This window comes from Roseateles hydrophilus, from assembly GCF_026712245.1.
GTDB classification, from domain to species: Bacteria; Pseudomonadota; Gammaproteobacteria; order Burkholderiales; family Burkholderiaceae_C; genus Pelomonas; species Pelomonas hydrophilus.
This window is the reverse complement of record NZ_JAPPUY010000001.1, coordinates 309206-335228: the sequence shown is the minus strand read 5'-3', so window position 1 is coordinate 335228 and position 26023 is coordinate 309206. Positions and strand designations below refer to the sequence as shown.

Here is a 26023-nt window from a genome sequence, read left to right as displayed (position 1 = left end):
CTACCATCTCGCGCATGAGCGCCCCAGAAGCTGCCCCAGAAGAATTCCGCGTCGCCGCGCCGGCCGAGATCACGGCCTACCTGAGTCAATTGCAGCGCGAGACCGCCACCGTGCTGCTGAGCGGCCCGCCGAGCCAGAGCCTGGCCAGCCGCATCACGACGCTGGACGCCGCCGTCGGCATGCTAGCTCTGGAGATCGGCGCCGACCCCGAGGGCATCAGCCAGGCGCTGGTGGCTGGTGGAGAAATCACCGCCGTCGCGTACCTGGGTGCAGTCAAGCTCCAGTTCGAACTTGATGAGGCCGTGCTCGTCAGCGGCGCGCACGGCGCCGTGCTGCGCGCTGCACTGCCCACCCGCCTTTACCGTTTCCAGCGCCGACAGGCCTTCCGCGTGCAACCGGCCGGCAGCGTCTACCCGCGCGTCGTGCTGCCCGGCGGCGACGCGCCGGGCCGCGCGCTGCGGGTGCTGGACCTCAGCATCGGCGGCCTCGCTCTCGCCGTGCCGCCGGGGGAGCCGCCGCTGCCGCTGGGCCACACCGCCACCGGCCTGGTGCTGGAGTTGGATCGCCTCACCGGGCTGCGCGTGGCAGTTGTGCCCCACCATGCCAGCGCCATCGCGGGTGACGCCAGCGGCACTCAACAGATGGGCTGCGCCTTCGTCGACCTTGACGCCGCCGCGACGCGCGCGCTGCAGGTCTACGTCGACCAGACACAAAAGCGCCGCCGGCTGCTGAAGCTCGACGCATGAGCCCGCGCCGCCGCCAACGCTGTGCCACGCCGCGCGGCTTCACGCTCCTCGAGGTGGTCGCCACGATGGTGGTGCTGGCCATCCTGCTGGCCGCCGCCGTGCCGAGCTACACGTCCCATCTGGCGCGGCAGAAGCTGCGCCACGTGGCCGAATTGCTGGAGATGGACCTGCGCCGTGCCCGCGAGCTCAGCGTCACCGAGAACCGCAACCTGGTTGTCAGCTTCCAGAGCGGCCCGCAGTGGTGCTGGGGCGTCAGCCGCGACCTGCCCTGTGACTGCGCCACCGGCGCACCGCGCTGCGAGCTGGGCGGCGTGTCCTGGCACGATCACAAGGCCACCCTGCTGCAGTCCGGCAAGAGCGTCATCTTCCAGGCCGGGATGGGACGCGCCTTGGACTGGACGCGCATCGGCATCTCCAACGACCGCAACCAGCAGCTGCACATCGACCTGAACCCGCTGGGCCGCCCAGCCATCTGCGGTACGGACGCACGCAAGGCCGGCTGCTGACGGCCTGCTGCCTAGAATCAGTTGGCGCGTCACTTCACCACGGGCGTTGACGGAGACACGGCTTGAATCTCTTGTCGGGACTTGGACTGGCCGTCGGACTCAGCACGGCGCTGGCATCAGCCCACGCCGTCGAACTTCCTCCGGTGGAGGTGGCCGGTTTCGGCAGCATGGCGGCCTACCAGGGCGACGACCCGGTGGCGGCGGTGGCGCCGGGCACGCGCAACCCGCGCCATTCACGGGACGGCCACTGGCGCGCCGACGGCGACAGCGTGCTCGGCCTGCAGGTGCGCCTGCCGGCCAGCGACAGCACCGAGGCCGTCTGGCAGGTGCAGGCCAGCGACGAGTTGGGCCGGCGCTTCCGCCCGGCCACCCACTGGCTCTACGTCGGCTGGCAGCTGAGCCCGGATTGGCGGCTGCGCGTTGGCCGACAGCCCTTGCCGCTGCTGCTCGCGTCCGAGAACACCAAGGTTGGCTATGCGCACACGGCGCTGCGCCCCATGCCCGCCGTGTACAGCCTCAACGCCAGCAACCCGACCGATGCGCTGACGCTGACCTGGGCCGGCCATGCCTGGGGCGGCAATCTGCTGCTGGACCTGGCCAGCGGCCGCAACCACATCACGCTCAGCCGCGGCCGCATTGATGTGCGGGCCTCCTACATGGCGGCGCTGCGCTGGCAGCGCGGCGCGCTGGCGCTGCGAGCCGGCGCCGCCAGCTTTCGCTTCAACATCGAGGATGCCACGCTCGCGCGCGACTTCGCGGCGCTGACGCAGCCCGACAGTGGCTGCAGCAACTGTGCGGAGCGCCTGGGCGCGCGCGCGGCCACACACGGCGTGCGCGGCGGGCTGGCGACGCTGGCGCTGGTCTGGACACCGGGGGCCTACAACGTCACCGCCGAACTGACGCGGCGCGGCGGCAACTCGGTGTTCTCCCCCGAGGCCACCGGCTGGTATGTGCAGCTCGCCAAGCGGCATGGCGACTGGACGCCCTATGCCGCCGTCGGCGAAACCCGCTTCCACGAGAAGCCGCTGCAACTGCAGGCCACCGCCGGCGCGGCGGCCACGCTGCAGCCTCGCCTGGACCTGCTGGACCGCAGCCTGCAATCGCCGTTCGATCGCCGCATCCTGCTGGCGGGGCTGCGCTGGGACCTGTTTGACGGCGTGGCGCTGAAGGCCCAGGCCGAACACTGGCAGGCACTGCGGGACCGCAGCACGCCGCGCGGCGGTGACATCGAACTCGGCCCCGGCCTCGCCTGGGACGGGCGGGTGCGCATGCTCAGCCTCAGTCTGGACTTCGTGTTCTGAACGCCATGAGACCGCATCACCTGGCTCCCTGGCTGCGCCGCTCGCCCGGCGCTCGTTCACTGGCTGCGCTGCTGACGCTGGCGGCCTGGGTCGGCGGCGTGAGTGCGGCCGAGCCCGCAAGCCCGCCGCCGCTGCGCGTCGTGGTGTCGCAGTCCTTGTCGGCGCCCTTTGTCATCTGGCGCGACGGCGTGCCCGTGGAGGGCCTGGACCTGGCGCTCGTGCGCGCGCTCGCTGAGCAGTTGCGCACACGGGTCGAGCTGCAGGCGCTGCCGCGCGCGCGCATCGAGGCCGCGCTGGAGCACGGCGAGGCCGATCTCGCCTGCAACCTGCAGCCCAGCCCCCGTGCAGAAAGCAGCCTGCGCTGGAGTGCGCCGCTGTTCGAGCTCAACCTGATGCTGGTCGGCCATGTCCAGGCTGCGCCGGTGGATGCCGCGGCACAGCTGCCTGCCGGCACGGTGGTGGGCACGCTGCAGGGCCAGACCTATGCACCGCTGGACCCCCTGTTCAGCGAAGGCCACCTGCGCCGCGATGACGCACTCAGCGAGGACCGACTGCTGCGCAAGCTCAGCCTCAACCGCCACCCCTACGGGCTGCTGAGCCGCCAAACCCTGAGCTGGCACGCCGAGGCCGAGGCACTCGCCGCGGTCGACCCGTGGCGGCTGGCGGTGGGCAACATCGCCTACCGCTGCGCGGTTTCCGCACGCGCACGCCTCGACCCGCGGCTGGTGCTGGAGGCGCTGGAGCAGCTGCAACAGCGCGGTCGCATCGAGCAATTGCTGACCGCCCACACCCAGCCACCGCTCGCCGTCGTGGTGTCCACGCAAAGCAGCCTGCGGCGCATCACGCGCCAGCAGTTGAGCGAGCTCTACACCGGCCAACGCGTGCAACTGGAGCCCGGCCAGCCGGCGGCGCCGCTGATGACGGGTGGCCCGCAGCGCCAGCAGTTCCTGCAAGCCGTGCTGCAGATCAGCGCCGGTCAGTACCGCAGCAGCTGGGCCGGCCAGCAGTTCGGCGGTCGCCGCACGCCGCCGCTGGAGCTGCGCGACGCCGAATCCCTGAAAAGCCACCTGCTGCGCCACACCAACAGCATCGGCTTCCTGCCGCTGAGCCAGGTGGACGCCAGCCTGCGGGTGATCTACATGCCCTGAGCCCGGCGACGCGGCGGTCAGATCTGCATGTTCATGATCTCGGAGTAGGCCGAGACGAGCCGGTTGCGCACCTGCAGCGTGGCCTGGAAGCCGATCTGCGCCTTCTGCATGGCCACCATGGTCTCTTCGAGGCTGACAGTGGGGTTGTCCAGCTGCACCTCGCGCTGCAGCCGGCTGGCCTCGCGCTGCTGGGCACTGACGTTCTTCAGCGCCTGCGTCATCGCGTCGCCGAAGCTGGCGCCGGTTGTCGCGGCCGGCTTGGGCGCCAGCGGCGTGCCGTTGACCGCCAGGCCCGCGCGGGCGGCGGCCTGGGCAAAGTCAAAGGGGCGCAGCTTCATGTCCATGGAGCGGCACTGTGGCAGCAAGCCGGCGGTGCGAAGCGCGGAGATGCGCGGGCGTGGTCGGCTACTTCGGCGCTTTCTTGAGGGGGGCGGCCTCAAATAATTTGCGCCATCGCCGGGCCTCCCGGCCTGCCCTCTTCTTCCGCCCTGCCTCCGATGGACAACGCCCTGAGCGCCCCCGCAGCCACCGCCCCGGCCCTGATCGCGCCGGTCGAGCCGCCCAGCTTCGTGCAGCGGCTGGGCGGGCTGCCGCTGCGCAGCAAGCTGACGATGGGCGCCGGCCTGGTGGCCCTGGCGGGCGCGGTGCTGGCCATCACGCTGTGGTCGGCCCAAGGCGACTACCGCCCGCTGTTCACCGGGCTGACCGACAAGGACGGCGGCGCCGTCATCACGCAGCTGTCGGCCATGAACGTGCCCTACAAGCACGAGGCCGGCGGCACCATCCTCGTGCCGGCCGGCCAGGTGTATGAGCTGCGCATGAAGCTGGCCGCGCAAGGCCTGCCCAAGGGCGGGGCCGGTGGTGCCAGTGGCAGCGCGCCGGGCTTCGAGCTGATGGACAAGTCCTCCATCGGCCAGACCCAGTTCGCCGAGCGGCTGAACTTTCAGCGCGGCCTGGAGGGCGAGCTGGCCCACTCCATCAAGACCACCAACGACGTGGCCGATGCCCGCGTGCACCTGGCCATGCCGCAGCAGAACGGCTTCTTCCGCGAGCAGCAAAAGCCCAGCGCCTCGGTCGTGCTGACGCTGCGCGGCGGCCGCGCGCTGGATCGCAGCCAGGTGGCCGGCATCGTGCATCTGGTGTCCAGCGCCGTGCCCGAGCTCAGCCCCAAGGCCGTCAGCGTGCTCGACCAGACCGGCGCGCTCATCTCGCAGACCGGCGCTGACCCCGCCTCGGGCCTGGACACGCAGCAACTGCTCTACAAGCAGCAGGTCGAGGCCGGCTTCAACAAGCGCATCTTCGAACTGCTGGAGCCCGTGGTGGGCCGCGACAACCTGCGCGCCACGGTGACCGCCGATGTGGACTTCTCGCAGACCGAGGCCACCGCCGAGGAGTACCGGCCCAACCAGGGACCCAATGCACAGGCCGCCGTGCGCTCCAACCAGAACAGCGAAAGCACCAACGCCAATGCCGCCCCGCCCACGGGCGTGCCGGGCGCGGCCACCAACCAGCCGCCGGTGCCGGCCACAGCGCCCGTCAACGGCGCCAGCGCACCGCTGCAGGCGGCCCAGGGCGGCGGGGGGCTGAACAGCAGCCGCAAGGAACAGGTCACCAACTACGAGCTGGACAAGACCGTGCGCGTCACGCGCGGCGCGGTGGGTAACGTGAAGCGGCTGAACGCGGCCATCGTCGTCAACCACCGCTCGGTGACCGACGCCAAAGGCAAGACGACCACGCAGCCGGTGCCGGCCGAGGAAATCACGCGACTGACCGATCTCGTCAAGGAGGCCATGGGCTTCAACGCGGACCGCGGCGACTCGGTCAAGGTCATCAGCGCGCCCTTCATCGTCGACAAGACCGAGCCGGTGGAAGTGCCGCTGTGGCAGCAGCCGTGGGTGCTCGACATCGCCCGCAGCGCCATCGTGCCGCTGGCCGTCGTGGCCGTCGCGCTGATCGCGGTGTTCGGCATGATCCGCCCGGCCATCAAGGCGGCCGCGCCCATCCCGGTGCCCGAGGAGCCCAAGCCGGAAACCGTCGACGAGGTCGTCGACGAGCCGGGCCTGCTGCCCGGCGTCGAGGGCATGCCTCAGCTGGAAGCACCGCTGCACAACGACAAACTCGACCGCGCCCGGGCGCTGGCGCGCGACAATCCGCTGGCGGTCGCGAACATCATGCGCGACTGGATGGACGGGCAGGCAGCGTGAGCATGAGCCCCTCGTCCACTCTTGCCCTGCTGAACGCGGGCAAGCCTGGCCGGCCCCCCGAGGGGGCGGCGATGCGCGCGGGGCGTGCCCCGCTCGCACATCGCCATGGCGCTTGGCGTGTTTGAGGTTTGATCATGGACGACAAAGGCCTGGAAAACGCTGCAATCCTGTTGATGTCGCTGGGCGAGGAAGAAGCCAGCGAGGTCTTCAAGCACCTGTCGCCCAAGGAGGTGCAGGCGCTGGGCGAGACCATCGCCAAGCTCAAGGTCATCAAGCGCGCCCAGGTCGAGGAGGTGCTCGACAAGTTCGACTCGGTGGCCGATCAGCACAGCACGCTGGTCACCGACACCGACGAGTACGTGCGCGCCGTGCTGCGCAAGGCGTTGGGCGAGGACAAGGCCAACTTGCTGCTGGATCGCATCCTGCAAGGCAGCGACGTGTCCTCCATCGAGAGCCTGAAGTGGATGGACGCGGCCTCCGTGGCCGAGCTGCTGCGCAACGAGCACCCGCAGATCATCGCGGCCATCCTGGCCCACCTGGACTTCGACCAGACCAGCTCCGTGCTCAAGCTGTTCACCGAGCGCGGCCGCAACGAGGTGCTGATCCGCATCGCCACGCTGGACGGCATCCAGCCCACCGCGCTGAAGGACCTCAACGAGGTCATGAGCCAGATCCTGGCCGGCGGTGAGCGCATGAAGAAGAGCTCGCTGGGCGGCGCCAAGACGGCGGCCGAGATCATCAACATGATGGGCTCCAGCGTGGAGGCCTCGGTGCTGGACTACATCCGCGAAGCCGACGCCGACCTGGCCCAGAAGATCATGGACAACATGTTCACGTTCGACGACGTGAACAAGATCGACGACAAGGGCATCCAGGCCATGCTCAAGGAAGTGCAGAGCGAGAGCCTCGTCGTGGCCCTCAAGGGCGCCAGCGCCGACCTGCGCGAGAAGATCTTCCGCAACATGTCCAGCCGCGCGGCCGAAACGCTGCGCGAGGATCTGGAGAGCCGCGGCCCCGTGCGGCTGTCCGAGGTGGAGGCCGAGCAGAAGGAAATGCTCAAGATCGTGCGCCGGCTGGTGGACGAGGGCCAGATCGTGCTGGCGGGCGGCGGCGACGACCAGTTCGTTTGAACATGAAGCCCCTCGTCCAGTCTCGCGCCGCTGAACGCGGGCGTTCCTGGCCGGTCCCCCGAGGGGACGGCGATGCGCGCGGCATCGAGCCGCACGCACATCGCCATGGCGGGCCGGCTTGGGAGCGGCCCGGCGCTCGGCCCGAATTGCATCGCAAGAACGATTGACATGGCCACGCGACAACCTCCCCGCCAAGTGCCCCCGCCCGACCGCCGCGAAGGCGAGCGCCGGGGCAGCTACGCCCGCTTCATTCCCGGCGAGGAGATCCAGGGCGCCAAGGCCTGGAACCTGGACAACCTGGGCAGCCCGCCGGCCTCGCCGTTCGCGCCCATGCGCCCGGGCGCCGCACAGCCGCCCGCCCCCAGCGCTGCAGCACCCGTGGAACCGCCGCCGCCCCCCGAGCCCAGCCTGCACGAGCAGCTGCATGCCGCCCGCCAGAGCGGCTACCAGGACGGCTACCGCGACGGCATGGCCGCGCTGGAGGCCTTCAAGCAAAGCTTTGCCAAGCAGATGAGCCAGCAGCTCGGCGCGCTGGTGCAGGGCTTCGACGCGGAGATGCAGGCGCTGGAGGGCGACATGGCCCAGTCCGTCGCCCGCATTGCCGTGGAGCTCGCCCGCCAGGTGGTGCGCAGCGAGCTGGCGCAGCGGCCCGAGCTGATCGCCCGCGTCGCCCATGACGCGGTCGAGGCCTTGCAGCTGAGTGCGCGCCACGTGCGCGTGCGCGTGCACCCCGACGACTTCCCGCTGGTGCAGGACGGCGCCGGCCAGGAGCTGCAAGCCCGCGAGGCCCAGCTGGTGCCTGACGCCGATGTGGCGCGCGGCGGCGTCAAGGTGGACGCCGACATCGCCAGCGTCGACGCCACCATCGCCGCCCGGTGGCAGCAGGCCGTCTCCGCCATCGGCCAGCAGTCCATCTGGGAAGACCGCCGGGCGGAGCACGAATGACGTCCGCGCGCACCGAGCGCTGGCAGCGCTACCTGGCCGACCTCGAAACCCTGGCCGGCAATGCCGCGCCGCTGGAGTCCCAGGGCAAGCTGGTGCGTGTGGCCGGCCTGGTGCTGGAGGCCACGGGCATCAAGGTGCCGCTGGGTTCGGTGTGCCGCATCCAGATGCCCAGCAGCGGCAACACGCCGCGCCGCGGCCTGGCGCCGGTGAACGCCGAGGTCGTCGGCTTCTCCGGTGACCGCGCCTACCTGATGCCCACCGACGAGGTGCAGGGCCTGTCCAGCGGCGCCACGGTCGTGCCGCGCCACCTGCCGCCGCTGGCGCCCCAGCTGGGCCAGCCGCTGCACCCGTGGCGCCGCGGCGAGGACCGCGGCCTGCACCTGCCCATGGGCCCCGGCCTGCTGGGCCGCGTGGTGGACCCGCATGGCCACCCGCTGGACCGCGGCGGCGAGCTGACGGACATCCACAACGAGCCCATGATCCGCCGCCCCATCAATGCGATGGATCGCGACCCGGTGCGCCGCCCGCTGGACACCGGCGTGCGCGCCATCAACGCGATGCTGACCGTCGGGCGCGGCCAGCGCCTGGGCCTGTTCGCCGGCACGGGCGTGGGCAAATCGGTGCTGCTGGGCATGATGGCCCGCTACACGCAGGCCGACGTCATCGTCGTCGGCCTGATCGGCGAGCGCGGCCGCGAGGTGAAGGAGTTCATCGAGGACATCCTCGGCGAGCAGGGGCTCAAGCGCAGCGTCGTCGTCGCCGCGCCGGCCGACGCCCCGCCGCTGATGCGCATGCAGGGCGCGCACTACGCGACGGCCATCGCCGAGTACTTCCGCGACCAGGGCCAGCACGTGCTGCTGCTGATGGACAGCCTGACCCGCTACGCGATGGCCCAGCGCGAGATTGCGCTGGCCATCGGCGAGCCCCCCGCCACCAAGGGCTACCCGCCGAGCTGCTTCGCCAAGCTGCCGCAGCTGGTGGAGCGCAGCGGCAACGGCCTTCCGGGCGAGGGCTCCATCACGGCCTTCTACACCGTGCTGACCGAGGGCGACGACCCGCAAGACCCGATTGCCGACGCGGCACGCGGCATCCTGGACGGGCACATCGTGCTGAGCCGCGAGCTGGCCGAGGCCGGGCACTACCCCGCCATCGACATCGAGCGCTCCATCTCGCGGGTGATGACCAGTGTTGCACCCCAAAACCAGGTCGATTCCGCCCGTCGCTTCCGCCAACTTCTGGCGAAATACAACAAGGCCCGCGACCTGATCCAGCTCGGTGCCTACGCCCCGGGCGCAGACCCCGAGCTGGACCTGGCCGTGCGCCTGCATGCCGACATGACGCGGCTGCTGCAGCAGGACATGCACAGCCCGGCACTTCTTCACGCCAGCGTCAGCCAGTTGCAGGCCGTGGTCCAGGGCGCCTAAACCTTGGGGCGGCGCCTGCCGATAACGATTGAGCGTCTGGCCGTCCGGGCCGGGCGCCGGGCTGGAGTCCTAGATGAGTGCAACCGCGACCGACACGCTGAGCCTGCTGCTGGAGCAGGCCGAAGGCGAGCGCGACGCCGCCGCCCGCGCCCTGCATGCCGCCGGGCTGCAGGCCCAGGCCGCGCGCGACCAGCATGGCCAACTGGCCGGCTACCGCGAGGAGTACCGCCAACGCTGGACGCAGACCTTCGCCCAAGGCACCACGATGAGCCTGGTCGGCTGCTACCAGAACTTCGGCCAGCGCCTGAACCAGGCGGTGGACACGCAGGGCCACGTGGCCGCCCACGCCGACCAACGCCAGGTGCGTGCCCGCGAGGCGCTGCGCCAGGCCGAACTGCGCGTCGCGGCGCTGCGCCAGCTCATCGCGCGGCGCCAGGCCGAAGCGGCCAAGCTGGCCCAGCGCCGCGAGCAGCGCGCCAGCGACGAGTTCGCCGCCCGCGCCCATCTGCGCCGCAACGCCCACGCGTGACGCCATGATCACCACCGCCCAAGCCCTGCCGCCCAAGCCCGCCGCACCGCCTGCGGCCGCCCCGGCCCCCGCCGCCCAGCCCGCGACGGCTGGTGTGCCCAGCTTTGCGCAGTTCCTGACCGTGCAGGCCGCCCCGCCCGAGGCCACGACGGACGCGACCGCGGCGCCCGAGTCATCGGCCGAGTCAGCACCCGAGACGGACCGAAGCGCCCAGGCCACGGCAACCCGCCGCCCGACCCAGCCCGCCCGGCCGGCAACGCCAAGCCGCAGCGCGGAACCCGCCAAGGCCGACGCCCGCACCGAGGCCGTCACCGAGCCCTCGACGACGGACACCGTGGCCACGGACGAAGACTCCCTGCCGGACACGCCCGAGCTGAAGGAGTTCACCCAGCTGCTGGGCCTGAACACCCAGCCTGCCGACGCCCTGCCCCGGCCCGCCACGCCGCGCGGCCGCGTCGCTGCCAGCGCAGATGAGGACACGGCCAGCCGCAGCACGGCGCGGGGCGCCGCGATCGGCAGCGATGCACGCACCCCAGCGGGTACCGAGCCGGCCGATGTGCGCAGCAACCCGCGTGCCGCTCAGGCGCGGCCCGACACCACGACCGATACCGCGCTGCCCGCAGCCAGCATGACCGCGGCCCCGCTGGGCACCGAGACGGCCGCAGCCACGCCACTGACGGCGGGCACCCCCACCACGGGCTTCGCCGCGATGCTGGCCCAGGCCCTGCCCTCCCCCGCGCTGGCGGCCGAGGTGGCGGCAGCGCCCGTGCAGGCTGGGGTGCAAGCCCCGCTGCATGGCGCGGCCTTCGCGCCGGAGCTGGGCGCGCGGGTCAGCCTGCTGGCGGTTGACGGCGTGCAGCGCGCCGAACTGCAGCTCAACCCGGCGGAGATGGGCCCGGTATCCGTACAGATCACGGTGGACGGCAGCCAGGCGCTGGTGTCCTTCCACGCAGCCCAGGCGGAAACGCGGGCCGTGCTGGAGCAGAGCCTGCCCGAGCTGGCGGCGGCGCTGCAGGGTCAGGGCTTGACGCTGTCCGGCGGCGGCGTGTTCCAGCAGTCCTCGGGCGACGGGTCAGCCGGCCAGGCGCGCGGTGAAGCGGGCACGATGGGCGAAACGCGCGGCGCGGGCCCCGGCGGCGCGGCCGGCGAGCCGGCGTCTGCCGCAGCGCCGGCCCGACGCACGACCGGCCTGCTCGACACCTTCGCCTGAGCCCACGGCGCCGAGGCGGCTGTGAACGGTGCCTCGGAACCCGGAATAACAACGCATCGCTTGAGCTAATCCATGCTTGGCCACAGGGGGCGACGTCAATAATCCGACGCAGAGTGGCCGCAACTTCGCGGCAAGCATCTGTTCCAAGGAGTTCTCATGGCGAATGCGCCGGCTGCCGAAGAGGCCGCGCCCAAAGGGGGCGGCAGCAAAAAGCTGATCATCATCCTGGCTGCAGTGCTGGTTCTCGTGCTGGTCGGGGGCGGTGCGGCATTCATGCTGCTGAAGAAGAAGCCCGCCGCCGAGGGCGAGGAAGGCGCCGAGCACGCCGAACCCGCGGCGCCCAAGGCCGTGGCGGCCAAGCCCAAGAGCGACAAGCCGCCGACCTTCGTGCCGCTGGACCCGTTCACCGTCAACCTGGCCGACAAGGACGTGGACCGCTTCGCGCAGATCGGCGTGACGCTGGAGGTGGACGACCCCAAGTTCGCTGAGCAGCTCAAGGCCTACATGCCGGCCATCCGCAGCAACATCCTGATGGTGCTGTCGCACAAGACCGCCACCGAACTGCTGACGCGCGAGGGCAAGGAAAAGCTGGCGCGCGACATCATGCGCGAGTCCGTGCGCCCGATGGGCATCGAGCTGGACGACGAGGACGAGGAAGAAGAGGCCGACGCGCCCAAGAAGAAAAAGAAGAAGCGCCGCGCCGCCGTCGTCAGCCCGATCAACCAGGTGTTGTTCTCCAACTTCATCGTGCAGTGATGCCTGCCACCGCACCCACCGTCCACCACGCCCTGCCCGGGGGCGTGTGCGCCCACGCGCCGCAGCGTGACGGTGTGGCGGGAGATCCGTCATGAACCAGCAGATCCTTTCCCAGGACGAAGTCGATGCCCTGCTGCAGGGCATCACCGGCGAGAGCCAGAAGCTCGAGCAGGAGGAGGAGCAGGTTGGCGGCATACGCGAGTACAACCTCGCCAGCCAGGAACGCATCGTCCGTGGGCGCATGCCCACGATGGAGATCATCAACGAGCGGTTCGCGCGCAACATCCGCGTCGGGCTGTTCAACTTCATCCGCAAGAGCCCGGAAGTCGCCATCGGCGGCATCAAGGTGCAGAAGTACAGCGCCTTCCTGCGCGAGATCGTCGTCCCGACCAACTTCAACATCGTGTCGGTGAAGCCGCTGCGCGGCAGCGGGCTGATCGTCTGCGACCCGACGCTGGTGTTCGCCGTCATCGACAGCCTGTTCGGCGGCATCGGCAAGTTCCACGCGCGCATCGAGGGCCGCGACTTCTCGCCCACCGAGCAGCGCGTGATCACGCGCATCGTCGAGGTCATCCTCGCCGAGTACCACAAGGCCTGGAAGGGCATCTATCCGCTGGAGCTGGAATACCAGCGCTCGGAGATGCAGCCCCAGTTCGCCAACATCGCCACGCCCAGCGAGATCGTCGTGTCGACCTCGTTCACGCTGGAGATCGGCGAGACCAGCGGCACCATCTACTTCTGCATCCCGTACTCCACGCTGGAGCCCATCCGCGACGTGCTGTACTCGACGACGGTCGGCGACTCCGCCGAGCCCGACCGCCGCTGGATCAACCTGATGAAGAACCAGATCCAGGCCGCCGAGGTGGAGCTGGTGGCCGAGCTGGGCACGGCGCCGGCCACGGTGGAGCAGTTGCTGGCCTTCAAGCCCGGCGACTTCATCGAGTTGGACCTGGAGCCCGTGATCCAGACCAAGGTGGACGGCGTGCCGATCTTCCAGTGCCACTACGGCACCTCCAACGGTCGCTACGCCCTCAAGATCGACAAGATGCTGACCAGCTCGCAGGAGAGTTGGTTGGGAGCCAAACATGAGCCCTGATTCCCCCAGCCAAGAAGAACAGGACGCGATGGCGGCCGAATGGGCGGCGGCGCTGGCCGAGGCCTCGTCCGCGGCGCCGGCCGCCACCCAGGTGGCCGAGGTGGCGCCGGAGCAGGTGTCCACGCCCAGCTTCGCCAACTTCGCCCCCACCTCGGCGGCGGGCCCGGCGGGCGACATCAACATGATCCTGGACATCCCCGTCCAGCTGACCGTGGAACTGGGCCGCACGCGCATCCCGATCAAGAACATCCTGCAACTGGCGCAGGGCTCCGTCGTCGAGCTGGACGCGCTAGCCGGCGAGCCCATGGACGTGCTGGTCAACGGCTACCTGATCGCCCAGGGCGAGGTGGTCGTCGTGAACGACAAGTTCGGCATCCGTCTGACGGACATCGTCACACCGTCCGAGCGCATGCGCCGCCTCAGCAAGGCGGCATAGCAAGCCCACCCCCTACCGGCTTCGCCCGCCCCTTCAAAGGGGCGCCACTGGCAGCCGGGCAAGGCCCGATCCGCTGCAGCCGCTGGATGTCGCCGCACCTGACGGCGGCGGCGGTCGTTGGACTACGGGGCAATTGCCCGTCTATTTGACGGCTTCGCCCCCTCAAGTCGCTCCGCAGAATGCCGAGGCATGAATGCTTCCGGCCTGCTTCCGTTTCTGTGGTTCCTCGGCATCGTTGCCCTGATCCCCGTGGCGCTGTGGCTGCTCAAGCGCACGCCCATGGGCGGCGCGGCGGCGGTCGGCGTGCTGCGGCTGGTCGCGCAGCTGCCGATGTCACCCAGCCAGCGGCTGATGGTGGTGGAAGTCGGCCAGGGCGATGACCGCCGCTGGCTGGTGCTGGGCGCCACGGCCCAGAGCATCACGACACTGCATGTCATGCCGCCGCAGGCGGAGCCGGTCCAGCCCGCCAGCTTCGCCAAGCTGCTGAAGAAGGAACGCGGCGATGCAGCGTAAATCCCTGATCGGCCTCGCACTGCTGGCGGCTGCCGGCACGGTCTTCGCTCAACAAGGCCAGACCCCACCGGCCACGCTGCCCCTGCTGGTGGGCCAGGGCGGTGGCGGCAGCAGCTACTCGGTACCCATCCAGACGCTGCTGTTCTTCACGGCGCTGGGCTTCCTGCCCGCCGTGCTGCTGATGATGACGGCCTTCACCCGCATCGCCATCGTGCTGAGCCTGATGCGCCAGGCGCTGGGCACGCAGGCTGCGCCGCCCAACCAGGTCATCGTGGGCCTGAGCCTGTTCCTGACCTTCTTCGTCATGAGCCCGACGCTGGACAAGGTCTACGCCGATGCCTGGCAGCCCTACAGCGCCGGGCAGATCCAGTTCGACGAGGCGCTCAAGCGGGCCGAGGTGCCGATGCGCGGCTTCATGCTGAAGCAGACGCGCCAGGCCGATGTGGCGCTGTTCTCGCGCCTGGCCAAGCTGGACAGCAGCATCAAACCCGAGGACGTGCCCTTCAAGGTGCTGGTGCCCGCCTTCGTGACCAGCGAGCTCAAGAGCGCCTTCCAGATCGCCTTCCTCGTGTTCATCCCCTTCCTCGTCATCGACATGATCGTGGCGAGCGTGCTGATGAGCCTGGGCATGATGATGCTGTCGCCCGTGCTCGTCGCCCTGCCCTTCAAGCTGATGCTGTTCGTGCTGGCCGACGGCTGGAACCTGTTGCTCGGGTCCCTCGCCGCCAGCTTCGCCACCTGAACACCTGACTCCCGCCAGGAGACCCCACGCCATGGACGCCCAACAAGTCTTCACCTTCGGCCAGCAAGGCCTGTACATGCTGATGCTGGTGGCCGCGCCGGTGCTGATCGTCGTGCTGCTGGTGGGCGTCGTGATCAGCGTGATCCAGGCAGCCACGCAGATCAACGAGTCCACGCTGTCCTTCGTGCCCAAGGTCGTGGCTGCCGTGCTGACGCTGGCCGCCGCCGGGCCGTGGATGATGACGACGCTGGTGGAGTACATCCAGCGCACCTTGATGACGATTCCCAACGTCGTGGGATAAGCGCACGGCGCCATGTTCACCGTCACCGAAGCTCAGCTGCTGGCGTGGCTGAACCCGCTGTTGTGGCCCTTCATCCGCACGCTGGCGCTGTTCGCCGGCATGCCCACGTTCAGCCAGCGCAACGTGCCGCTGCGCTTGCGCATCGGCCTGGCGCTGTTCATCTCGGTGGCGGCTCAGCCCTCGCTGCCGGCCATGCCGGTCACGCCGCTGGACTCCCTGCCCGGCCTCACGCTGCTGATCGCACAGCAACTGCTGATCGGCCTGGCGATGGGCTTTGCGGTCCGCATCGTGTTCGCGGCGCTGGAGTTCGCCGGTGAGCTGATCGGCCTGCAGATGGGCCTGAACTTCGCGGGCTTCTTCGACCCCTCCACCGGCGCCCAGGGCACGGCCAGCGCACGCTTCTTCGGCAGCATGGTGGCCTTCCTGTTCATCGCCATCAACGGCCACCTGCTACTCATCAACGCGCTGGTGCAAAGCTTCCACGCCTTCCCCGTGGGCGACGAGCCCTTCGCCTTCCTGCGCGCAGCCCAGCCCCAGCGCTGGGGGGCCGAGATCTTCAGCATCGGGCTGTGGATCGCGCTGCCGCTGATCACGATGCTGATGTTCGTCAACCTCGTGCTGGGAGTGATCTCGCGGGTGGCGCCGCAGATCGGCGTGTTCTCGGTCGGCTTCCCGCTGACCGTCAGCGTAGGCCTGATCGGCATGGTGGCCACGCTGCCGCTGATGCAGACGCCCTTCACCGTGGCGTTGGAGCGGCTGCTGGCGGTGTTCAGCTAGCCGCAGCGCGCCCACCGCACGGTGCCGTCAGGCCTCCCGCAAGGCCGTCGTCACCGGCAGGCTGGCCGCCCGCACCGCCGGAAACAGACCGCCGACAAAGCCGATGGCCAGCGCCCACTTGATGCCCTCCCACAGCAGGCCGGGCGACACGGCGAGGTTGAAGCTCAGCTTGCCCACCGAGCCAGCCGACATCGTGGACGCCTCAAAGCCGTTGAACAGCAGCCAGGCCACGCCGCCGCCGATGAGGCCGCCGAGCAGCGCCAGCAGCGTGGTTTCCAGCATCACGGCCACGACGACCGGCAGGCCGCGGAAGCCGATGGCGCGCAGCGTTGCGATCTCGCGCGCACGGCTGGCGACGGCGGCAAACATGGTGTTGAGCGCACCGAACACCGCGCCCACGGCCATGATGGCGCCGACCGTGATGCCGATGATGCGCAGCACCTTGGCCATCTGCTCGCCCTGCTTGGAGAAGAACGCCAGCGTCGTCATCGCCTTGACCTTGAGCTGCGGGTTGCCCTCCAGCGCGGCACTGAAGGCCTGGATGGCCTCGGGCCGCTCCAGCTTCACGGTGGCCGAGTTGCGGCCGCTGCCGCGCTTGTAGGCGTCGTTGACGACCTTGGCGTCGGCCCACAGCTCGGACTCCATCGCATCACCCGACGCGAAGATGCCGACGATGGTCCACGGCTGGTTGCCCAGCTTCAGCGTCGCGCCGACCTGCAGACCCTCGAACTGCCGCACCGCGCCCTTGCCGACGATGAGTTCGCGCAGGCCGGGCTGGAAGGTCCGGCCTTCGACGATCTTGGCGTTGGGCCGCACGACGAACGCCGCCTCGCTGATGCCGCGCACCTGGGCGCTGCCTTCATCGCGCGTCTTGCTGCCGCGGATCGGCAGGTTGGCGGCCACCACCGTCTCGGCCGACACGATGGGTTCGCCCTTGGCGTTCTTCGCAACGCCAGGCGCCTGCTCGATCTGCACGAGGTCGTCGCGGCTCAGCGACGAGGACACCTCGTTGGCCGACGCGCCGCGCAGCACGATCGCGGTATCCAGGCTGCCGGCGTTGCGCTGTGTGCGCGTGTAGCCCTCGGCCATGGCCAGCAGCGCCACGAGCACACCGACGACGCCGGCAATGCCCACGACGATGACCGCCGACGAGCCGAGCCGCTGCGTCAGCGTGCTGATGCCCACCGAGGCCACCGAGCGCGCCTGCGCGCCGGTGCGGAACAAGGCCATCCACAGCACCAGCAACACGGCCAGCGCCAGCACACCCCACCAGGGCATCATCACCCAGCCAACCAGCATGAGCACGGTCAGCAACACCAGGCCCAGGTTCTTCAGGAACTTCATGGTCAGGCCCTCCCCGCCAGTGCATCGGTGATGTTGACGCGCATTGCGCGCAAGGCGGGCAGCGCGCCCACCAGCAGGCCGAACAGCAGGGCCAGGCCCGCGCCGATCACCCAGCTCGTCAGGCCGGCGGCCGGCAGGTTCAGCGCGCCGCCGCTGCCTGCGCTGACAGCCGGGCCGATGACGCTGGCCAGCGCCAGGCCCACGACACCACCGATCAGCAGCAGCAGCACCGACTCGGCCAGCACCATGCTCAGCACGCTGCCGCCCGAGAAGCCCAGCGTCTTCAGCACCGCGATCTCGCCGGTGCGCTCGCGCACGGCCTGCATCATGGTGTTGCCGGCCAGCAGCAGCAGCGTGAAGAACACGGCGCCCATGATGGAGGTGACGATGAGGTTGATGTCGGCCAGCTGCCGCATCCAGGCCGACATCGCGGCCTGCTCGGTCAGCGTGCGGGTCTCGTGGTCAGAGTTGGCGGACAGTTCGTCGATGGCCTTGAGCACGCGGTCGGCCTGGTTCACGTCCTTCACGCGCGTCACGTACCAGCCCACCTGGCCCTGGTTCCACGGCGTGGTGTCGTCAAAGTACTTCCAGTTCAGCAGGAACATCTGGTCGTAGAACGCGCCCGACTTCTTGTCGGGCACCTGGATGATGCCGACGATCTTGAACGGCCAGTTCTGGCTGCCGTTGCGGTCCGGGAAGATGGTGGACTGCATGGGGACCTGGTCGCCCACCTTCCAGCCGAACTTCTTGGCCAGCCCCTCGCCGACGATGGCGCCGTCCTTGGTGTCGGCGAATGCCTTGCGGTGCTCGGCCGACACCTTCATCTCCGGGTAGATGTCGATGTAGTTGGGCGACACGGCGAAGCTGAAGACCTGGTTCTCGGGCTTCTGGTAGGCACCGCCGAACCAGTTGGCGTAGGCCACATCCTTGACGCCGTCGATCTGCGCGATGCGCGCGCCCAGCGACATGGGCAGCAGCTGGATGAAGCTGATCTTGGCGCCCGTCTGCAGGCGCTGGGCGCCGTTGGCGCTGCGACCGGCCTGGTCAAAACCCACGCGCACCGCGTCCAGCAGGCCGAACAGCAGAAACGCCGTGACGATGGACACCAGCGTCAGCAAGGTGCGGCCCTTGCGCCTGAACAGCGCGGCCCAGATGAGGTGGAGGTATTTCATGGTGACCTCCGGCGCTCAGGCCGCGGCCTCGGCAGCCGACACCAGCGTGCCCTTGTCCAGGTGCAGCGTGCGGCTGGCGCGGGCGGCCGCGCGCGGGTCGTGCGTGACCATGACGATGGTCTTGCCATGCTCGCGGTTGAGCGCCTGCAGCAGCGTCAGCACGTCCTCGGCGCTCTGCCGGTCCAGGTCGCCGGTGGGTTCGTCGCAGACCAGCAGCGTGGGGTCGGACACGATTGCCCGCGCGATGGACACGCGCTGCTGCTGGCCGCCCGACAGCTCGGTGGGCTTGTGCGAGGCCCGGTCGGCCAGGCCAACGAGTTGCAGCGCGATGGCGGCGCGCTTCCTGCGCTCCCCCGCCGAGAGCTTGGTCAGCAGCAGCGGCAGCTCCACGTTCTTCTGCGCCGACAGCGTGGGCATCAGGTTGTAGAACTGGAACACGAAGCCCACCTTGGACGCTCGCCACTTAGCCAGCGCGCTGCCGCCCAGCTGGTCGATGCGCTCGCCGCCCACGCTGATGGCGCCACCGCTGGGCGCATCCAGCCCGCCCATCAGGTTGAGCAGCGTCGTCTTGCCCGAACCCGACGGCCCCATCAGCGCAAGGAAGTCGCCCTGCTGCACATCGAGGTCGATGTTGTGCAACACCTCCACCTGCTGCTTGCCGCGCGTGTAGACCTTGGACAGGTCCCGGACTTGGATCAGTGCGCTCATGCTCATTCCTTGTTCACGATGTTGGAACCGTCTTTCAACCCTGCCGGTGGCGAGACGATCACCGTCTCACCCGACTTCACGCCCTCCGTGGCCAAGCGGAATTTGCCGACCTCGTCGCCCAGCTTGACCACGCGTCGCTGGGCCTTGCCATCGGCAGCCACGTAGACCACCGCATTGCCCTTGGCGGGCTCGAGGCCGTCCTCCACGCGAATGGCCCCAGGCGGCAGCAGCACGCCCGGCACCGGCTTGGCCTGCGGCGCGGGCTTGGCCGCGAGGAAGCTCACGCGCACGCCCATGTCGGGCACGACGCGCTCGTCCTTCTGCTCCAGCGCCACGCGCACCTTGACGGTCGCCTTGCCGCGGTCCGCACTCGGGATGACGGCCACCACGTGCGCCGGGATGCGCCAGTCCGGGTAGGCGTCCAGCACGGCCTCACAAGGCATGTCGGGCTTGACCTGCGCGATGTAGGACTCGTTGACGTCGACATTCACCTCCAGCGAGTCCATGTCAACGATGGTGCCCACGCCGGTTCGGGTGAAGCCGCCCCCGGCAGACAACGGCGAGATGATTTCACCCACCTGCGCCGCACGGGCCGTGACAACACCGTCGAACGGTGCCCGCACCGTCGCGTACTCGAAGTTGACCTGCGTCTGGCGCGCCTGCGCCTGCGCGGCCTCGACCTGCCGACGGGCCGCCTCCAACTGCGCCGCATACGACTTGACGGCGGTTGCAGCCTGCTCGCGCGATTGATGCGTCGTCATGCCGCTGGCGGCCAGTTCGACCTGACGACGCTCATTTGCCTGCGCCTGCTCCAGTTGCGCCTGCAACTGGCCGAGGTTGGCCTCGGCCGTGCGCACCTGCGCCTGCGCGGCCGCCATGCTGGCCTTGAGCCCCGTGTCATCCAGCCGAGCCAGCACCTGGCCCTTCTTGACCTTGAAGCCCTCGTCGATGAGCACCTCCACCAGCGTGCCGGTCATCTGGGCAGACACGGTGGCCATGCGCCGCGCCGTCACGTAGCCGGTGGCCTGCAACACCGCATCGCTGCGCGCGCCCTGACCATTGGCCCGCACGGCGACGGTCTCCACCGCCACGGGCCGCTGGGTCGCCAGCAGCCACCAGGCGCCGCCGCCCGCCAGCGACAGCACAGCAGCCCCCGCCGCCACACCCCACACCCAACGCGGCATGCCGCCGCCGTGGTCCTCACGCTGCGCGCTGTCGATGCGCAGGTCCTTCAGCAGTCCGGTGTCGATGACGCGCTCCCGAAAGTTTCCGCCCCGGTTTGGAACGAGGCGGATTCTGCACAGACGGGGTGGTCAGCGTCTGCGGGCTTTCGACGAACGGCGACTGGCGCGGCTGAACAGCCGCCAGGCGGGGTGAATGGCGTCAGCTGGCCACCAGGCCATTGCGGATGGCGTAGACGGTGAGTTCAGAGTTGTTGCCCAAGCCCAGCTTCTCCAGCACGCGGGCGCGGTAGACGCTGACGGTCTTGGGGCTGAGCATCAGCTCCTCCGCGATGTCCGACAGGCGCTTGCCTGACGCGATCATCACCAGCGTCTGCAACTCGCGATCGGACAGCTTCTGGTGCGCCTGCTCGGTGACAGGCGCCGTCAGGCTCTCCACCAGCATCTGGGCGATCTCAGGCGTCACGTACTTGCGGCCCTGAGCCACGGTGCGCACGGCCTGCACCAGCGTCGCCGGGTCGCCGCCCTTGTTGACGTAGCCATAGGCGCCCGCCTTCAGCGCGCGGATGGCGTACTGGTCCTCCGGGTACATGGACACGATCAGCGCGCGCAGCGGCGAGCCCTCGTCCTTGAGCACGTGCAGCACATCCAGGCCCGAGCGGCCGGGCATGTTGATGTCCAGCACCAGCACATCACAGCTGTCCTCGCTGCCCAGCTTGTGCAGCAGGCCGCGCAGCTCGGTGTAGTCGCCAGCCTCGCCGACGACCTGGATGTCGTCCGCATCGGCCAGCGTATCGCGGATGCCGCGGCGGATGAGGCCGTGGTCGTCGCAAAGGATGACGCGGATCATGCCCGGCTCCAGATGGAGTGGGCGGGTTCGACGCCGAAGTCGGTCGCGTCATCCAGCGCGTCGATGGCCTCGGGGTCCAGCGGCACGGTCAGGATGAGGCTGGTGCCCTGCCCCGGCGTGCTGGACAGGTCCACCCAACCGCCCACCGTCGCCGCGCGCTCGTGCAGGCCGCGGATGCCGAAAGAGCGCTCCTTGGCCAGATCAGCCTCGGCCACGCCACGGCCGTTGTCGCGGATTTCCAGCGTCAGCACGCCGGAGTCCAGGCTCAACTCCAGGTCCACACGCGTGGCACCGGAATGCTTGGAGACATTGGTCAGCGCCTCCTGGGCCGTGCGGTAGGCCACCAGCGGCACGCCCGGCGGCAAGGCCAGGCGCTCCTCGCCGATGCGCAGACCGGCCTCGATGCCGGTGCGGCGCTCGAAGCGCGCCGTCATCCACTGCAGCGCAGCCACCAGGCCCTGCTCCAGGATGGCGGGCCGCAGGTTATGCATGATGCGCTGGCTGGCGTCGATGGCCGCACTGACCGTCTCCAGCGCTGCCGCCACGCGGGCGCGCACTTCGGGTGACTGCGCGTGTCGGTCTATCCATGCCAGATCGAACTTGATCGCGGTCAGCGAGCCGCCCACGTCGTCGTGGATCTCGCGAGCGATCGCCGCACGCTCGAGCTCCACACTGGTCTGCAGGTGGCCGGCCAACTGGTGCAGTCGCTGCTTGGAGCGCACCAGCTCTTCCTCCGACGCCCGCCGCGCCAGCTCGCTGTCAGCCGCATCCACGGCATGCAGCAACGCGGGCGCCAACCGCGCCAGATTGTTCTTCAGCAGATAGTCGGACGCACCGTTGCGCATCGCACCCACGGCGGCGTCCTCACCGATCTCACCCGACACCAGCAGAAACGGCGTCAGCAGCTGGCGATCCTTCACCGCCTCCAGCACCTGCAGGCCCGTGAAGCCCGGCAGGTTGTAGTCGGAGACGATGGCATCCCAGGGCTGCTCCAGCGCCGCGAGCACGGCCGGCAGTGCGTCCAGGCGCTGCATCTCGACAGGCACGCCCGCACGGATCAACTGGGTCAGGATCAGCTGGTGGTCGAGGTCCGAGTCCTCGACATGCAACACCCGCAGAATCCGGCCCGTCTGCCCCACACCAGAAGTCGTCATGGCCTGCAGTATGCCGTGACGTTGATGGGCGTCAGGCGAGTCCGTTTTACGCGTGCCAGACCGGTAATACCGCGCGTTCTCACGACATCTGCCGGTCGACACCTGCCGAAAATGGCGTGAACATGCAATGATTGATTCGCCCTGATTGATCCGCAGGGTCATCTGACAAGAAGCAGCATCCCCTCGCGGAGAAACGATGCAGACAGACAACTTCACCGCAGCCAACTTCGACGACGCCATGACAGCCATGCCGCTGCTGGCCGCTGCAGAGCTGCAGGATCACCTGATGACGGTGACAAACGACCTGGAACGGCTGCAGCGCCTGCTCGACGACGCGGGCGAGGCCTTGTCCACCCACTTCTTCAGCGCGTCCAATCAAACGATGGCGCTGCTCAGCAACACCGATGGCGGCCCGGCCGCCGAGGGGCTGAAGCAGATCATGCAGGACATCGCCGGCGCGGTCACCGCGCTTCAATTCCAGGACATGGCCACGCAGCTGATCGCCCACACCAGCCAGCGTCTGCGTAACTGCGCTGACCAGCTTGCCCGCGACACTTTCGGCATGGATGACGAGGACGGCGCCGCCGTTGTCGAGATCGCGCCGCTGCGGCCCAATCCGGTCACCCAAGACGAGATGGACGCTGGCTCCATCGAACTTTTCTGAACCCCACCCCCAGGCAAACGTTCTCTCGGAGAAAACTCAAATGCACTCAATCCTCGCTGTCGACGACTCGGCCTCGATGCGCCAGATGGTGGCCTTCACGCTCAAGAACGCCGGCTTCAATGTGGTGGAAGCAGTGGACGGGCAGGATGCCTGGGAAAAGTCCGGCCAGCGCGATTTCGACCTCGTGTTGACCGACCAGAACATGCCCCGCATGGACGGCATCAGCCTGACCAAGAAGCTGCGCGAGAACCCGAAGTTCAAGACCACCCCCATCCTGATCCTGACCACCGAGTCCAGCGACACGATGAAGCAGGCTGGTCGTGCCGCGGGCGCCACGGGCTGGCTGGTCAAGCCCTTCGACCCGGCCAAGCTGATCGAGGTGATCGGCAAGGTCATCCGCTGATTCCGGTTCCAGGGGAGCACCAGCCATGGGTGACATGACCACCGAAGGCGCCAGCATCAGCGCTGGCATCGATCTCAGCCAGTTCTACCAGGTCTTCTTCGAGGAAGCCGGTGAGAACCTCGACAACATGGAGCAGTTGCTGCTCAACGTGAATGTCGAGGCCGCCGACGATGAAGAGCTGAACGCCATCTTCCGCTGCGCGCACTCCATCAAGGGCGGCGCGGCGACGTTCGGCTTCAGCGATGTGGCCGAACTGACGCACCAGATGGAAACGCTGCTGGACAAGCTGCGCCGCCACGAACTGCAGCCCAACGCTGCCATGGTGGACGTGCTGCTGCAGTCCGGCGACGCGCTGCGCGCGCAGTTGGGCCGCCACCAGGGCTCCGGCGCCGATCCGGTGGACACGACCGACCTGCTGGCCAACATCAAGGCCTTTGTCGAAGGTGGCGCCGCGCCCGCAGCGGCTGCGCCCAAAGCGGCCGCACCGGCGCCGGCTCCTGCACCGGCTCCCGTGCAAGCCGCCGCGCCGGCACCGACAGTCGCTGCGCAGGCGGGAACGCGCCTGCTGGAACTGCAGGTCGGGCCGCTGGCCGACCCCAGCGTCGCCGACAACCTCGTCGAGCTCTTCAAGGAAATCACTGACCTCGGCACCATTGAGCCGCTGGACGCCGGCCAGAGCTCTGACGGCATGCGTCGCTTCAAGGTGCTGACCAGTTCCACCGACAACGACCTGCTGGATCTGTTCACCTTCCATGTCGCCCGCGAACAGGTCAAGCTGACCCCGCTGGGCCCGGGCTTCGGCTTCTACGAGGGCGCACCCGGCGCACCGCCGGCCGAGGCCCCGGCAACGGACCCCGGCTATGGCTTCTTCGACGACGCGCCCGGCGTGCCCTCGGGCGCTGCACCGGAGGCGCCCGCCGCCGCACCCGTGGCCACGGCCGCCATCGTGCCTGCACGGCCGGCCGCAACCCCTGCCAAGACCGAGGCCAAGCCGGCCGCTGGCGGCATGGACCAGACCACGCTGCGCGTGTCCATCGAGAAGGTCGACCAGCTCATCAACCTGGTGGGCGAGCTCGTCATCACGCAAGCCATGCTGGCCCAGAACAGCCGCGAGCTCGACCCCGCGCTGTATCAACAGCTGACGTCCGGTCTTGCCGACCTGGAGCGCAACACGCGCGACCTGCAGGAATCGGTCATGTCGATCCGGATGATTCCGATGTCGACGGTGTTCAACCGCTTCCCTCGCATGCTGCGCGACCTGGCCGCCAAGTTGGGCAAGAAGGTCGAGCTGGTCACGCAGGGCGAAGCCACCGAGCTGGACAAGAGCCTGGTCGAAAAAATCACCGACCCGCTGACCCACCTGGTGCGCAACAGCTGCGATCACGGCATCGAGATGCCCGCCGACCGCCTGGCCAAAGGCAAGCCCGACCAGGGCACGATCACGCTCGTGGCCTCTCACCAGGGCGGCAGCATCGTCATCGAGGTGCGCGACGACGGCCGCGGCCTGAACCGCGAGAAGCTCATCAAGAAGGCCCGCGAGAAGGGCATCGACGCGCCGGACACCATGACCGACGCCGAATGCTGGAACCTCATCTTCGCGCCGGGCTTCTCGACGGCCGAACAGGTGACCGACGTGTCCGGCCGCGGCGTGGGCATGGACGTGGTCAAGAAGAACATCACGTCGCTGGGCGGCACGGTCGAGATCGACTCCGCCGAGGGCTACGGCATGAAGGTGTCTGTGCGCCTGCCGCTCACACTCGCCATCATGGACGGCATGAGCGTTGGCGTGGGCGATGAGTGCTACATCCTGCCGCTGAGCAGCGTGGTCGAGTCCTTCCAGGTGCAGTCCGACACCATCAAGACCGTCGCCGGCTCCGGCCGCGTCGTCGAGGTGCGTGACGAGTACATGCCCGTCATCGAACTGGAGAAGGTTTTCGATGTGCCGCGCTTCGACTTCGAGCATGTCAGCTCCATCATGGTCGTCGTGGAAGCCGAAGGCGGCCGCGTCGCGCTCCTGGTGGACGAATTGCTCGGCCAGCAGCAGGTGGTCGTGAAGAACCTGGAAGCCAACTACCGCAAGGTCAACGACGTGTCCGGCGCCACCATCATGGGTGACGGCCGCGTGGCCCTGATTTTGGACGTCGGCAGCCTGGTGCGCCGCTCGCGCCACTGATAACAACCCCAGCACAAAGAGAGGTCCACATGGAAGCCGTCAGCAACGTCCCCGCCCTGCGCCAGCAAGGCGCCGTCACCGCAAAGTCCGTTGGCCCCAAGAGTGGTGAGTACCTGACCTTCCGCCTCGGGTCGGAGGAGTACGGGATCGACATCCTGAAGGTGCAGGAGATCCGTTCGTACGAGCAACCCACCCGCATCGCCAACGCCCCGGATTTCATCAAGGGCGTCGTCAACCTGCGCGGGGTCATCGTCCCCATCGTTGACCTGCGCCTGAAGCTCGGCTGCCCCAGTGCCGAGTACAACAGCTTCACGGTCGTCATCGTGCTGAACGTGAAGAACCGCGTCGTCGGTGCCGTGGTGGACTCGGTGTCGGATGTGCTGGAACTGAACCGTGACGCGATCCGCCCCGCGCCGGAGCTGAACGCCGCCTCGGTGGACACCAGCTTCATCACCGGCATCGGCGCCGTCGGCGAGCGCATGCTGATCCTGATGGACATCGAAGGCCTGATGAGCAGTGCCGACATGGGCCTGATGGACGCGGCCATCGCGGCCTGACGCCCGCCGGGCTCGCCTCGCCCGCAGTCACAACGCCGCCATGCACGCATGAG

At 69.0% G+C, this 26023-nt stretch carries 28 protein-coding genes; 21 read left to right on the top strand and 7 right to left on the bottom strand.

Annotated features, from left to right (window positions below; genetic code table 11):
- The first annotated feature begins 14 nt into the window (after positions 1–14).
- From NYO99_RS01470 to NYO99_RS01455, 4 genes are all read left to right on the top strand, one after another.
- Positions 15–746, top strand: a complete 732-nt coding sequence (locus NYO99_RS01470) for a flagellar brake protein (RefSeq protein ID WP_268165328.1) — start codon at positions 15–17, stop codon at positions 744–746.
- Positions 743–1252 (top strand): pilus assembly FimT family protein, encoded by a 510-nt coding sequence (locus tag NYO99_RS01465; protein WP_268165327.1) that lies wholly within the window; start codon positions 743–745, stop codon positions 1250–1252. Before NYO99_RS01470 ends, NYO99_RS01465 begins: the two co-directional genes overlap by 4 nt.
- Positions 1253–1314: 62 nt before the next feature.
- Positions 1315–2553, top strand: coding sequence for a hypothetical protein (locus tag NYO99_RS01460; RefSeq protein WP_268165326.1), 1239 nt, complete (start codon positions 1315–1317; stop codon positions 2551–2553).
- Between the two features lie 5 nt (positions 2554–2558).
- Positions 2559–3701, top strand: coding sequence for a substrate-binding periplasmic protein (locus NYO99_RS01455; RefSeq protein WP_268165325.1), 1143 nt, complete (start codon positions 2559–2561; stop codon positions 3699–3701).
- 17 nt (positions 3702–3718) lie between these two features.
- On the opposite strand, the gene fliE is transcribed toward NYO99_RS01455, so the two are convergent.
- On the bottom strand, positions 3719–4045 hold the full coding sequence (gene fliE / locus NYO99_RS01450) for a flagellar hook-basal body complex protein FliE (RefSeq protein ID WP_268165324.1): 327 nt from the start codon (positions 4043–4045) through the stop codon (positions 3719–3721).
- Between the two features lie 153 nt (positions 4046–4198).
- On the opposite strand from fliE, the gene fliF reads away from it, so the two are divergent.
- The 13 genes from fliF (at position 4199) to fliR (ending at position 15764) form a co-directional block, all read left to right on the top strand.
- On the top strand, positions 4199–5905 hold the full coding sequence (gene fliF / locus NYO99_RS01445) for a flagellar basal-body MS-ring/collar protein FliF (protein WP_268165323.1): 1707 nt from the start codon (positions 4199–4201) through the stop codon (positions 5903–5905).
- 134 nt (positions 5906–6039) lie between these two features.
- Positions 6040–7035, top strand: coding sequence for a flagellar motor switch protein FliG (gene fliG / locus NYO99_RS01440; protein WP_268165322.1), 996 nt, complete (start codon positions 6040–6042; stop codon positions 7033–7035).
- Positions 7036–7203: 168 nt separating this feature from the next.
- Positions 7204–7980: a FliH/SctL family protein gene (locus NYO99_RS01435; protein ID WP_268165321.1), complete on the top strand. Its 777-nt coding sequence runs from the start codon at positions 7204–7206 to the stop codon at positions 7978–7980.
- Complete coding sequence (gene fliI / locus NYO99_RS01430; RefSeq protein ID WP_268165320.1) at positions 7977–9404, top strand: flagellar protein export ATPase FliI; 1428 nt, start codon at positions 7977–7979, stop codon at positions 9402–9404. Before NYO99_RS01435 ends, fliI begins: the two co-directional genes overlap by 4 nt.
- Positions 9405–9477: 73 nt before the next feature.
- Positions 9478–9933 (top strand): flagellar export protein FliJ, encoded by a 456-nt coding sequence (gene fliJ, locus NYO99_RS01425; RefSeq protein ID WP_268165319.1) that lies wholly within the window; start codon positions 9478–9480, stop codon positions 9931–9933.
- Between the two features lie 4 nt (positions 9934–9937).
- Positions 9938–11143, top strand: a complete 1206-nt coding sequence (locus NYO99_RS01420) for a flagellar hook-length control protein FliK (protein WP_268165318.1) — start codon at positions 9938–9940, stop codon at positions 11141–11143.
- 156 nt (positions 11144–11299) lie between these two features.
- Positions 11300–11899 carry a flagellar basal body-associated FliL family protein gene (locus tag NYO99_RS01415; RefSeq protein WP_268165317.1) on the top strand — a complete coding sequence of 200 codons (600 nt, stop codon included), beginning with the start codon at positions 11300–11302 and terminating at the stop codon, positions 11897–11899.
- 91 nt (positions 11900–11990) lie between these two features.
- A complete protein-coding gene (fliM, locus tag NYO99_RS01410) occupies positions 11991–12995 on the top strand; it encodes a flagellar motor switch protein FliM (protein ID WP_268165316.1) in 1005 nt (334 codons plus the stop codon).
- Positions 12985–13431, top strand: coding sequence for a flagellar motor switch protein FliN (gene fliN, locus NYO99_RS01405; RefSeq protein ID WP_268165315.1), 447 nt, complete (start codon positions 12985–12987; stop codon positions 13429–13431). The genes fliM and fliN overlap by 11 nt, the downstream gene beginning before the upstream one ends.
- A 189-nt stretch (positions 13432–13620) precedes the next feature.
- Entirely contained in the window at positions 13621–13944 is a 324-nt protein-coding gene (locus tag NYO99_RS01400; protein ID WP_268165314.1) for a FliO/MopB family protein, read from the top strand.
- Positions 13934–14686: a flagellar type III secretion system pore protein FliP gene (gene fliP / locus NYO99_RS01395; RefSeq protein WP_268165313.1), complete on the top strand. Its 753-nt coding sequence runs from the start codon at positions 13934–13936 to the stop codon at positions 14684–14686. The genes NYO99_RS01400 and fliP overlap by 11 nt, the downstream gene beginning before the upstream one ends.
- Positions 14687–14717: 31 nt before the next feature.
- Positions 14718–14987 (top strand): flagellar biosynthesis protein FliQ, encoded by a 270-nt coding sequence (gene fliQ / locus NYO99_RS01390; RefSeq protein WP_268165312.1) that lies wholly within the window; start codon positions 14718–14720, stop codon positions 14985–14987.
- 12 nt (positions 14988–14999) lie between these two features.
- Entirely contained in the window at positions 15000–15764 is a 765-nt protein-coding gene (fliR, locus tag NYO99_RS01385) for a flagellar biosynthetic protein FliR (RefSeq protein ID WP_268165311.1), read from the top strand.
- A 27-nt stretch (positions 15765–15791) separates the two neighbouring features.
- On the opposite strand, the gene NYO99_RS01380 is transcribed toward fliR, so the two are convergent.
- The 6 genes from NYO99_RS01380 to NYO99_RS01355 all read right to left on the bottom strand — a co-directional run bounded on the left by NYO99_RS01380 (position 15792) and on the right by NYO99_RS01355 (position 22173).
- The gene (locus NYO99_RS01380) at positions 15792–17108 is read right to left on the bottom strand and encodes an ABC transporter permease (RefSeq protein WP_268165310.1); all 1317 of its coding nucleotides are present in this window, start codon (positions 17106–17108) and stop codon (positions 15792–15794) included.
- 2 nt (positions 17109–17110) lie between these two features.
- Positions 17111–18280: an ABC transporter permease gene (locus NYO99_RS01375; protein WP_268165309.1), complete on the bottom strand. Its 1170-nt coding sequence runs from the start codon at positions 18278–18280 to the stop codon at positions 17111–17113.
- Positions 18281–18295: 15 nt separating this feature from the next.
- Entirely contained in the window at positions 18296–18994 is a 699-nt protein-coding gene (locus tag NYO99_RS01370) for an ABC transporter ATP-binding protein (RefSeq protein WP_268165308.1), read from the bottom strand.
- Positions 18991–20172, bottom strand: a complete 1182-nt coding sequence (locus NYO99_RS01365; RefSeq protein WP_268165307.1) for an efflux RND transporter periplasmic adaptor subunit — start codon at positions 20170–20172, stop codon at positions 18991–18993. The genes NYO99_RS01370 and NYO99_RS01365 overlap by 4 nt, the downstream gene beginning before the upstream one ends.
- A gap of 199 nt (positions 20173–20371) precedes the next feature.
- On the bottom strand, positions 20372–21019 hold the full coding sequence (locus tag NYO99_RS01360) for a response regulator (RefSeq protein ID WP_268165306.1): 648 nt from the start codon (positions 21017–21019) through the stop codon (positions 20372–20374).
- Positions 21016–22173: a hybrid sensor histidine kinase/response regulator gene (locus NYO99_RS01355; RefSeq protein WP_268165305.1), complete on the bottom strand. Its 1158-nt coding sequence runs from the start codon at positions 22171–22173 to the stop codon at positions 21016–21018. Before NYO99_RS01355 ends, NYO99_RS01360 begins: the two co-directional genes overlap by 4 nt.
- Before the next feature lie 196 nt (positions 22174–22369).
- Here NYO99_RS01355 and NYO99_RS01350 point away from each other — a divergent pair, with 196 nt between their 5' ends.
- The 4 genes from NYO99_RS01350 to NYO99_RS01335 are packed head-to-tail and all read left to right on the top strand — an operon-like array spanning position 22370 to position 25970.
- On the top strand, positions 22370–22837 hold the full coding sequence (locus NYO99_RS01350; protein ID WP_268165304.1) for a hypothetical protein: 468 nt from the start codon (positions 22370–22372) through the stop codon (positions 22835–22837).
- A gap of 40 nt (positions 22838–22877) precedes the next feature.
- Positions 22878–23240 carry a response regulator gene (locus NYO99_RS01345; protein WP_268165303.1) on the top strand — a complete coding sequence of 121 codons (363 nt, stop codon included), beginning with the start codon at positions 22878–22880 and terminating at the stop codon, positions 23238–23240.
- Between the two features lie 25 nt (positions 23241–23265).
- Positions 23266–25413 (top strand): chemotaxis protein CheA, encoded by a 2148-nt coding sequence (locus tag NYO99_RS01340; protein WP_268165302.1) that lies wholly within the window; start codon positions 23266–23268, stop codon positions 25411–25413.
- Between the two features lie 29 nt (positions 25414–25442).
- Complete coding sequence (locus NYO99_RS01335) at positions 25443–25970, top strand: chemotaxis protein CheW (protein WP_268165301.1); 528 nt, start codon at positions 25443–25445, stop codon at positions 25968–25970.
- Positions 25971–26023 lie beyond the last annotated feature (53 nt).

Excerpts from the sequence above, each read along its gene's own strand:
- NYO99_RS01370 (WP_268165308.1), bottom strand. The coding sequence starts at position 18,994 with ATGAGCATGAGCGCACTGATCCAAGTCCGGGACCTGTCCAAGGTCTAC.
- NYO99_RS01340 (WP_268165302.1), top strand. The coding sequence starts at position 23,266 with ATGGGTGACATGACCACCGAAGGCGCCAGCATCAGCGCTGGCATCGAT.
- NYO99_RS01420 (WP_268165318.1), top strand. The coding sequence starts at position 9,938 with ATGATCACCACCGCCCAAGCCCTGCCGCCCAAGCCCGCCGCACCGCCT.
- NYO99_RS01335 (WP_268165301.1), top strand. The coding sequence starts at position 25,443 with ATGGAAGCCGTCAGCAACGTCCCCGCCCTGCGCCAGCAAGGCGCCGTC.
- fliP (WP_268165313.1), top strand. The coding sequence starts at position 13,934 with ATGCAGCGTAAATCCCTGATCGGCCTCGCACTGCTGGCGGCTGCCGGC.
- NYO99_RS01435 (WP_268165321.1), top strand. The coding sequence starts at position 7,204 with ATGGCCACGCGACAACCTCCCCGCCAAGTGCCCCCGCCCGACCGCCGC.
- NYO99_RS01345 (WP_268165303.1), top strand. The coding sequence starts at position 22,878 with ATGCACTCAATCCTCGCTGTCGACGACTCGGCCTCGATGCGCCAGATG.
- fliJ (WP_268165319.1), top strand. The coding sequence starts at position 9,478 with ATGAGTGCAACCGCGACCGACACGCTGAGCCTGCTGCTGGAGCAGGCC.
- NYO99_RS01455 (WP_268165325.1), top strand. The coding sequence starts at position 2,559 with ATGAGACCGCATCACCTGGCTCCCTGGCTGCGCCGCTCGCCCGGCGCT.
- fliR (WP_268165311.1), top strand. The coding sequence starts at position 15,000 with ATGTTCACCGTCACCGAAGCTCAGCTGCTGGCGTGGCTGAACCCGCTG.
- NYO99_RS01355 (WP_268165305.1), bottom strand. The coding sequence starts at position 22,173 with ATGACGACTTCTGGTGTGGGGCAGACGGGCCGGATTCTGCGGGTGTTG.
- fliM (WP_268165316.1), top strand. The coding sequence starts at position 11,991 with ATGAACCAGCAGATCCTTTCCCAGGACGAAGTCGATGCCCTGCTGCAG.
- fliN (WP_268165315.1), top strand. The coding sequence starts at position 12,985 with ATGAGCCCTGATTCCCCCAGCCAAGAAGAACAGGACGCGATGGCGGCC.
- fliG (WP_268165322.1), top strand. The coding sequence starts at position 6,040 with ATGGACGACAAAGGCCTGGAAAACGCTGCAATCCTGTTGATGTCGCTG.
- NYO99_RS01360 (WP_268165306.1), bottom strand. The coding sequence starts at position 21,019 with ATGATCCGCGTCATCCTTTGCGACGACCACGGCCTCATCCGCCGCGGC.
- NYO99_RS01400 (WP_268165314.1), top strand. The coding sequence starts at position 13,621 with ATGAATGCTTCCGGCCTGCTTCCGTTTCTGTGGTTCCTCGGCATCGTT.
- NYO99_RS01365 (WP_268165307.1), bottom strand. The coding sequence starts at position 20,172 with ATGCCGCGTTGGGTGTGGGGTGTGGCGGCGGGGGCTGCTGTGCTGTCG.
- NYO99_RS01465 (WP_268165327.1), top strand. The coding sequence starts at position 743 with ATGAGCCCGCGCCGCCGCCAACGCTGTGCCACGCCGCGCGGCTTCACG.
- fliQ (WP_268165312.1), top strand. The coding sequence starts at position 14,718 with ATGGACGCCCAACAAGTCTTCACCTTCGGCCAGCAAGGCCTGTACATG.
- NYO99_RS01350 (WP_268165304.1), top strand. The coding sequence starts at position 22,370 with ATGCAGACAGACAACTTCACCGCAGCCAACTTCGACGACGCCATGACA.
- fliE (WP_268165324.1), bottom strand. The coding sequence starts at position 4,045 with ATGGACATGAAGCTGCGCCCCTTTGACTTTGCCCAGGCCGCCGCCCGC.
- NYO99_RS01470 (WP_268165328.1), top strand. The coding sequence starts at position 15 with ATGAGCGCCCCAGAAGCTGCCCCAGAAGAATTCCGCGTCGCCGCGCCG.
- NYO99_RS01375 (WP_268165309.1), bottom strand. The coding sequence starts at position 18,280 with ATGAAATACCTCCACCTCATCTGGGCCGCGCTGTTCAGGCGCAAGGGC.
- NYO99_RS01415 (WP_268165317.1), top strand. The coding sequence starts at position 11,300 with ATGGCGAATGCGCCGGCTGCCGAAGAGGCCGCGCCCAAAGGGGGCGGC.
- fliF (WP_268165323.1), top strand. The coding sequence starts at position 4,199 with ATGGACAACGCCCTGAGCGCCCCCGCAGCCACCGCCCCGGCCCTGATC.
- fliI (WP_268165320.1), top strand. The coding sequence starts at position 7,977 with ATGACGTCCGCGCGCACCGAGCGCTGGCAGCGCTACCTGGCCGACCTC.
- NYO99_RS01380 (WP_268165310.1), bottom strand. The coding sequence starts at position 17,108 with ATGAAGTTCCTGAAGAACCTGGGCCTGGTGTTGCTGACCGTGCTCATG.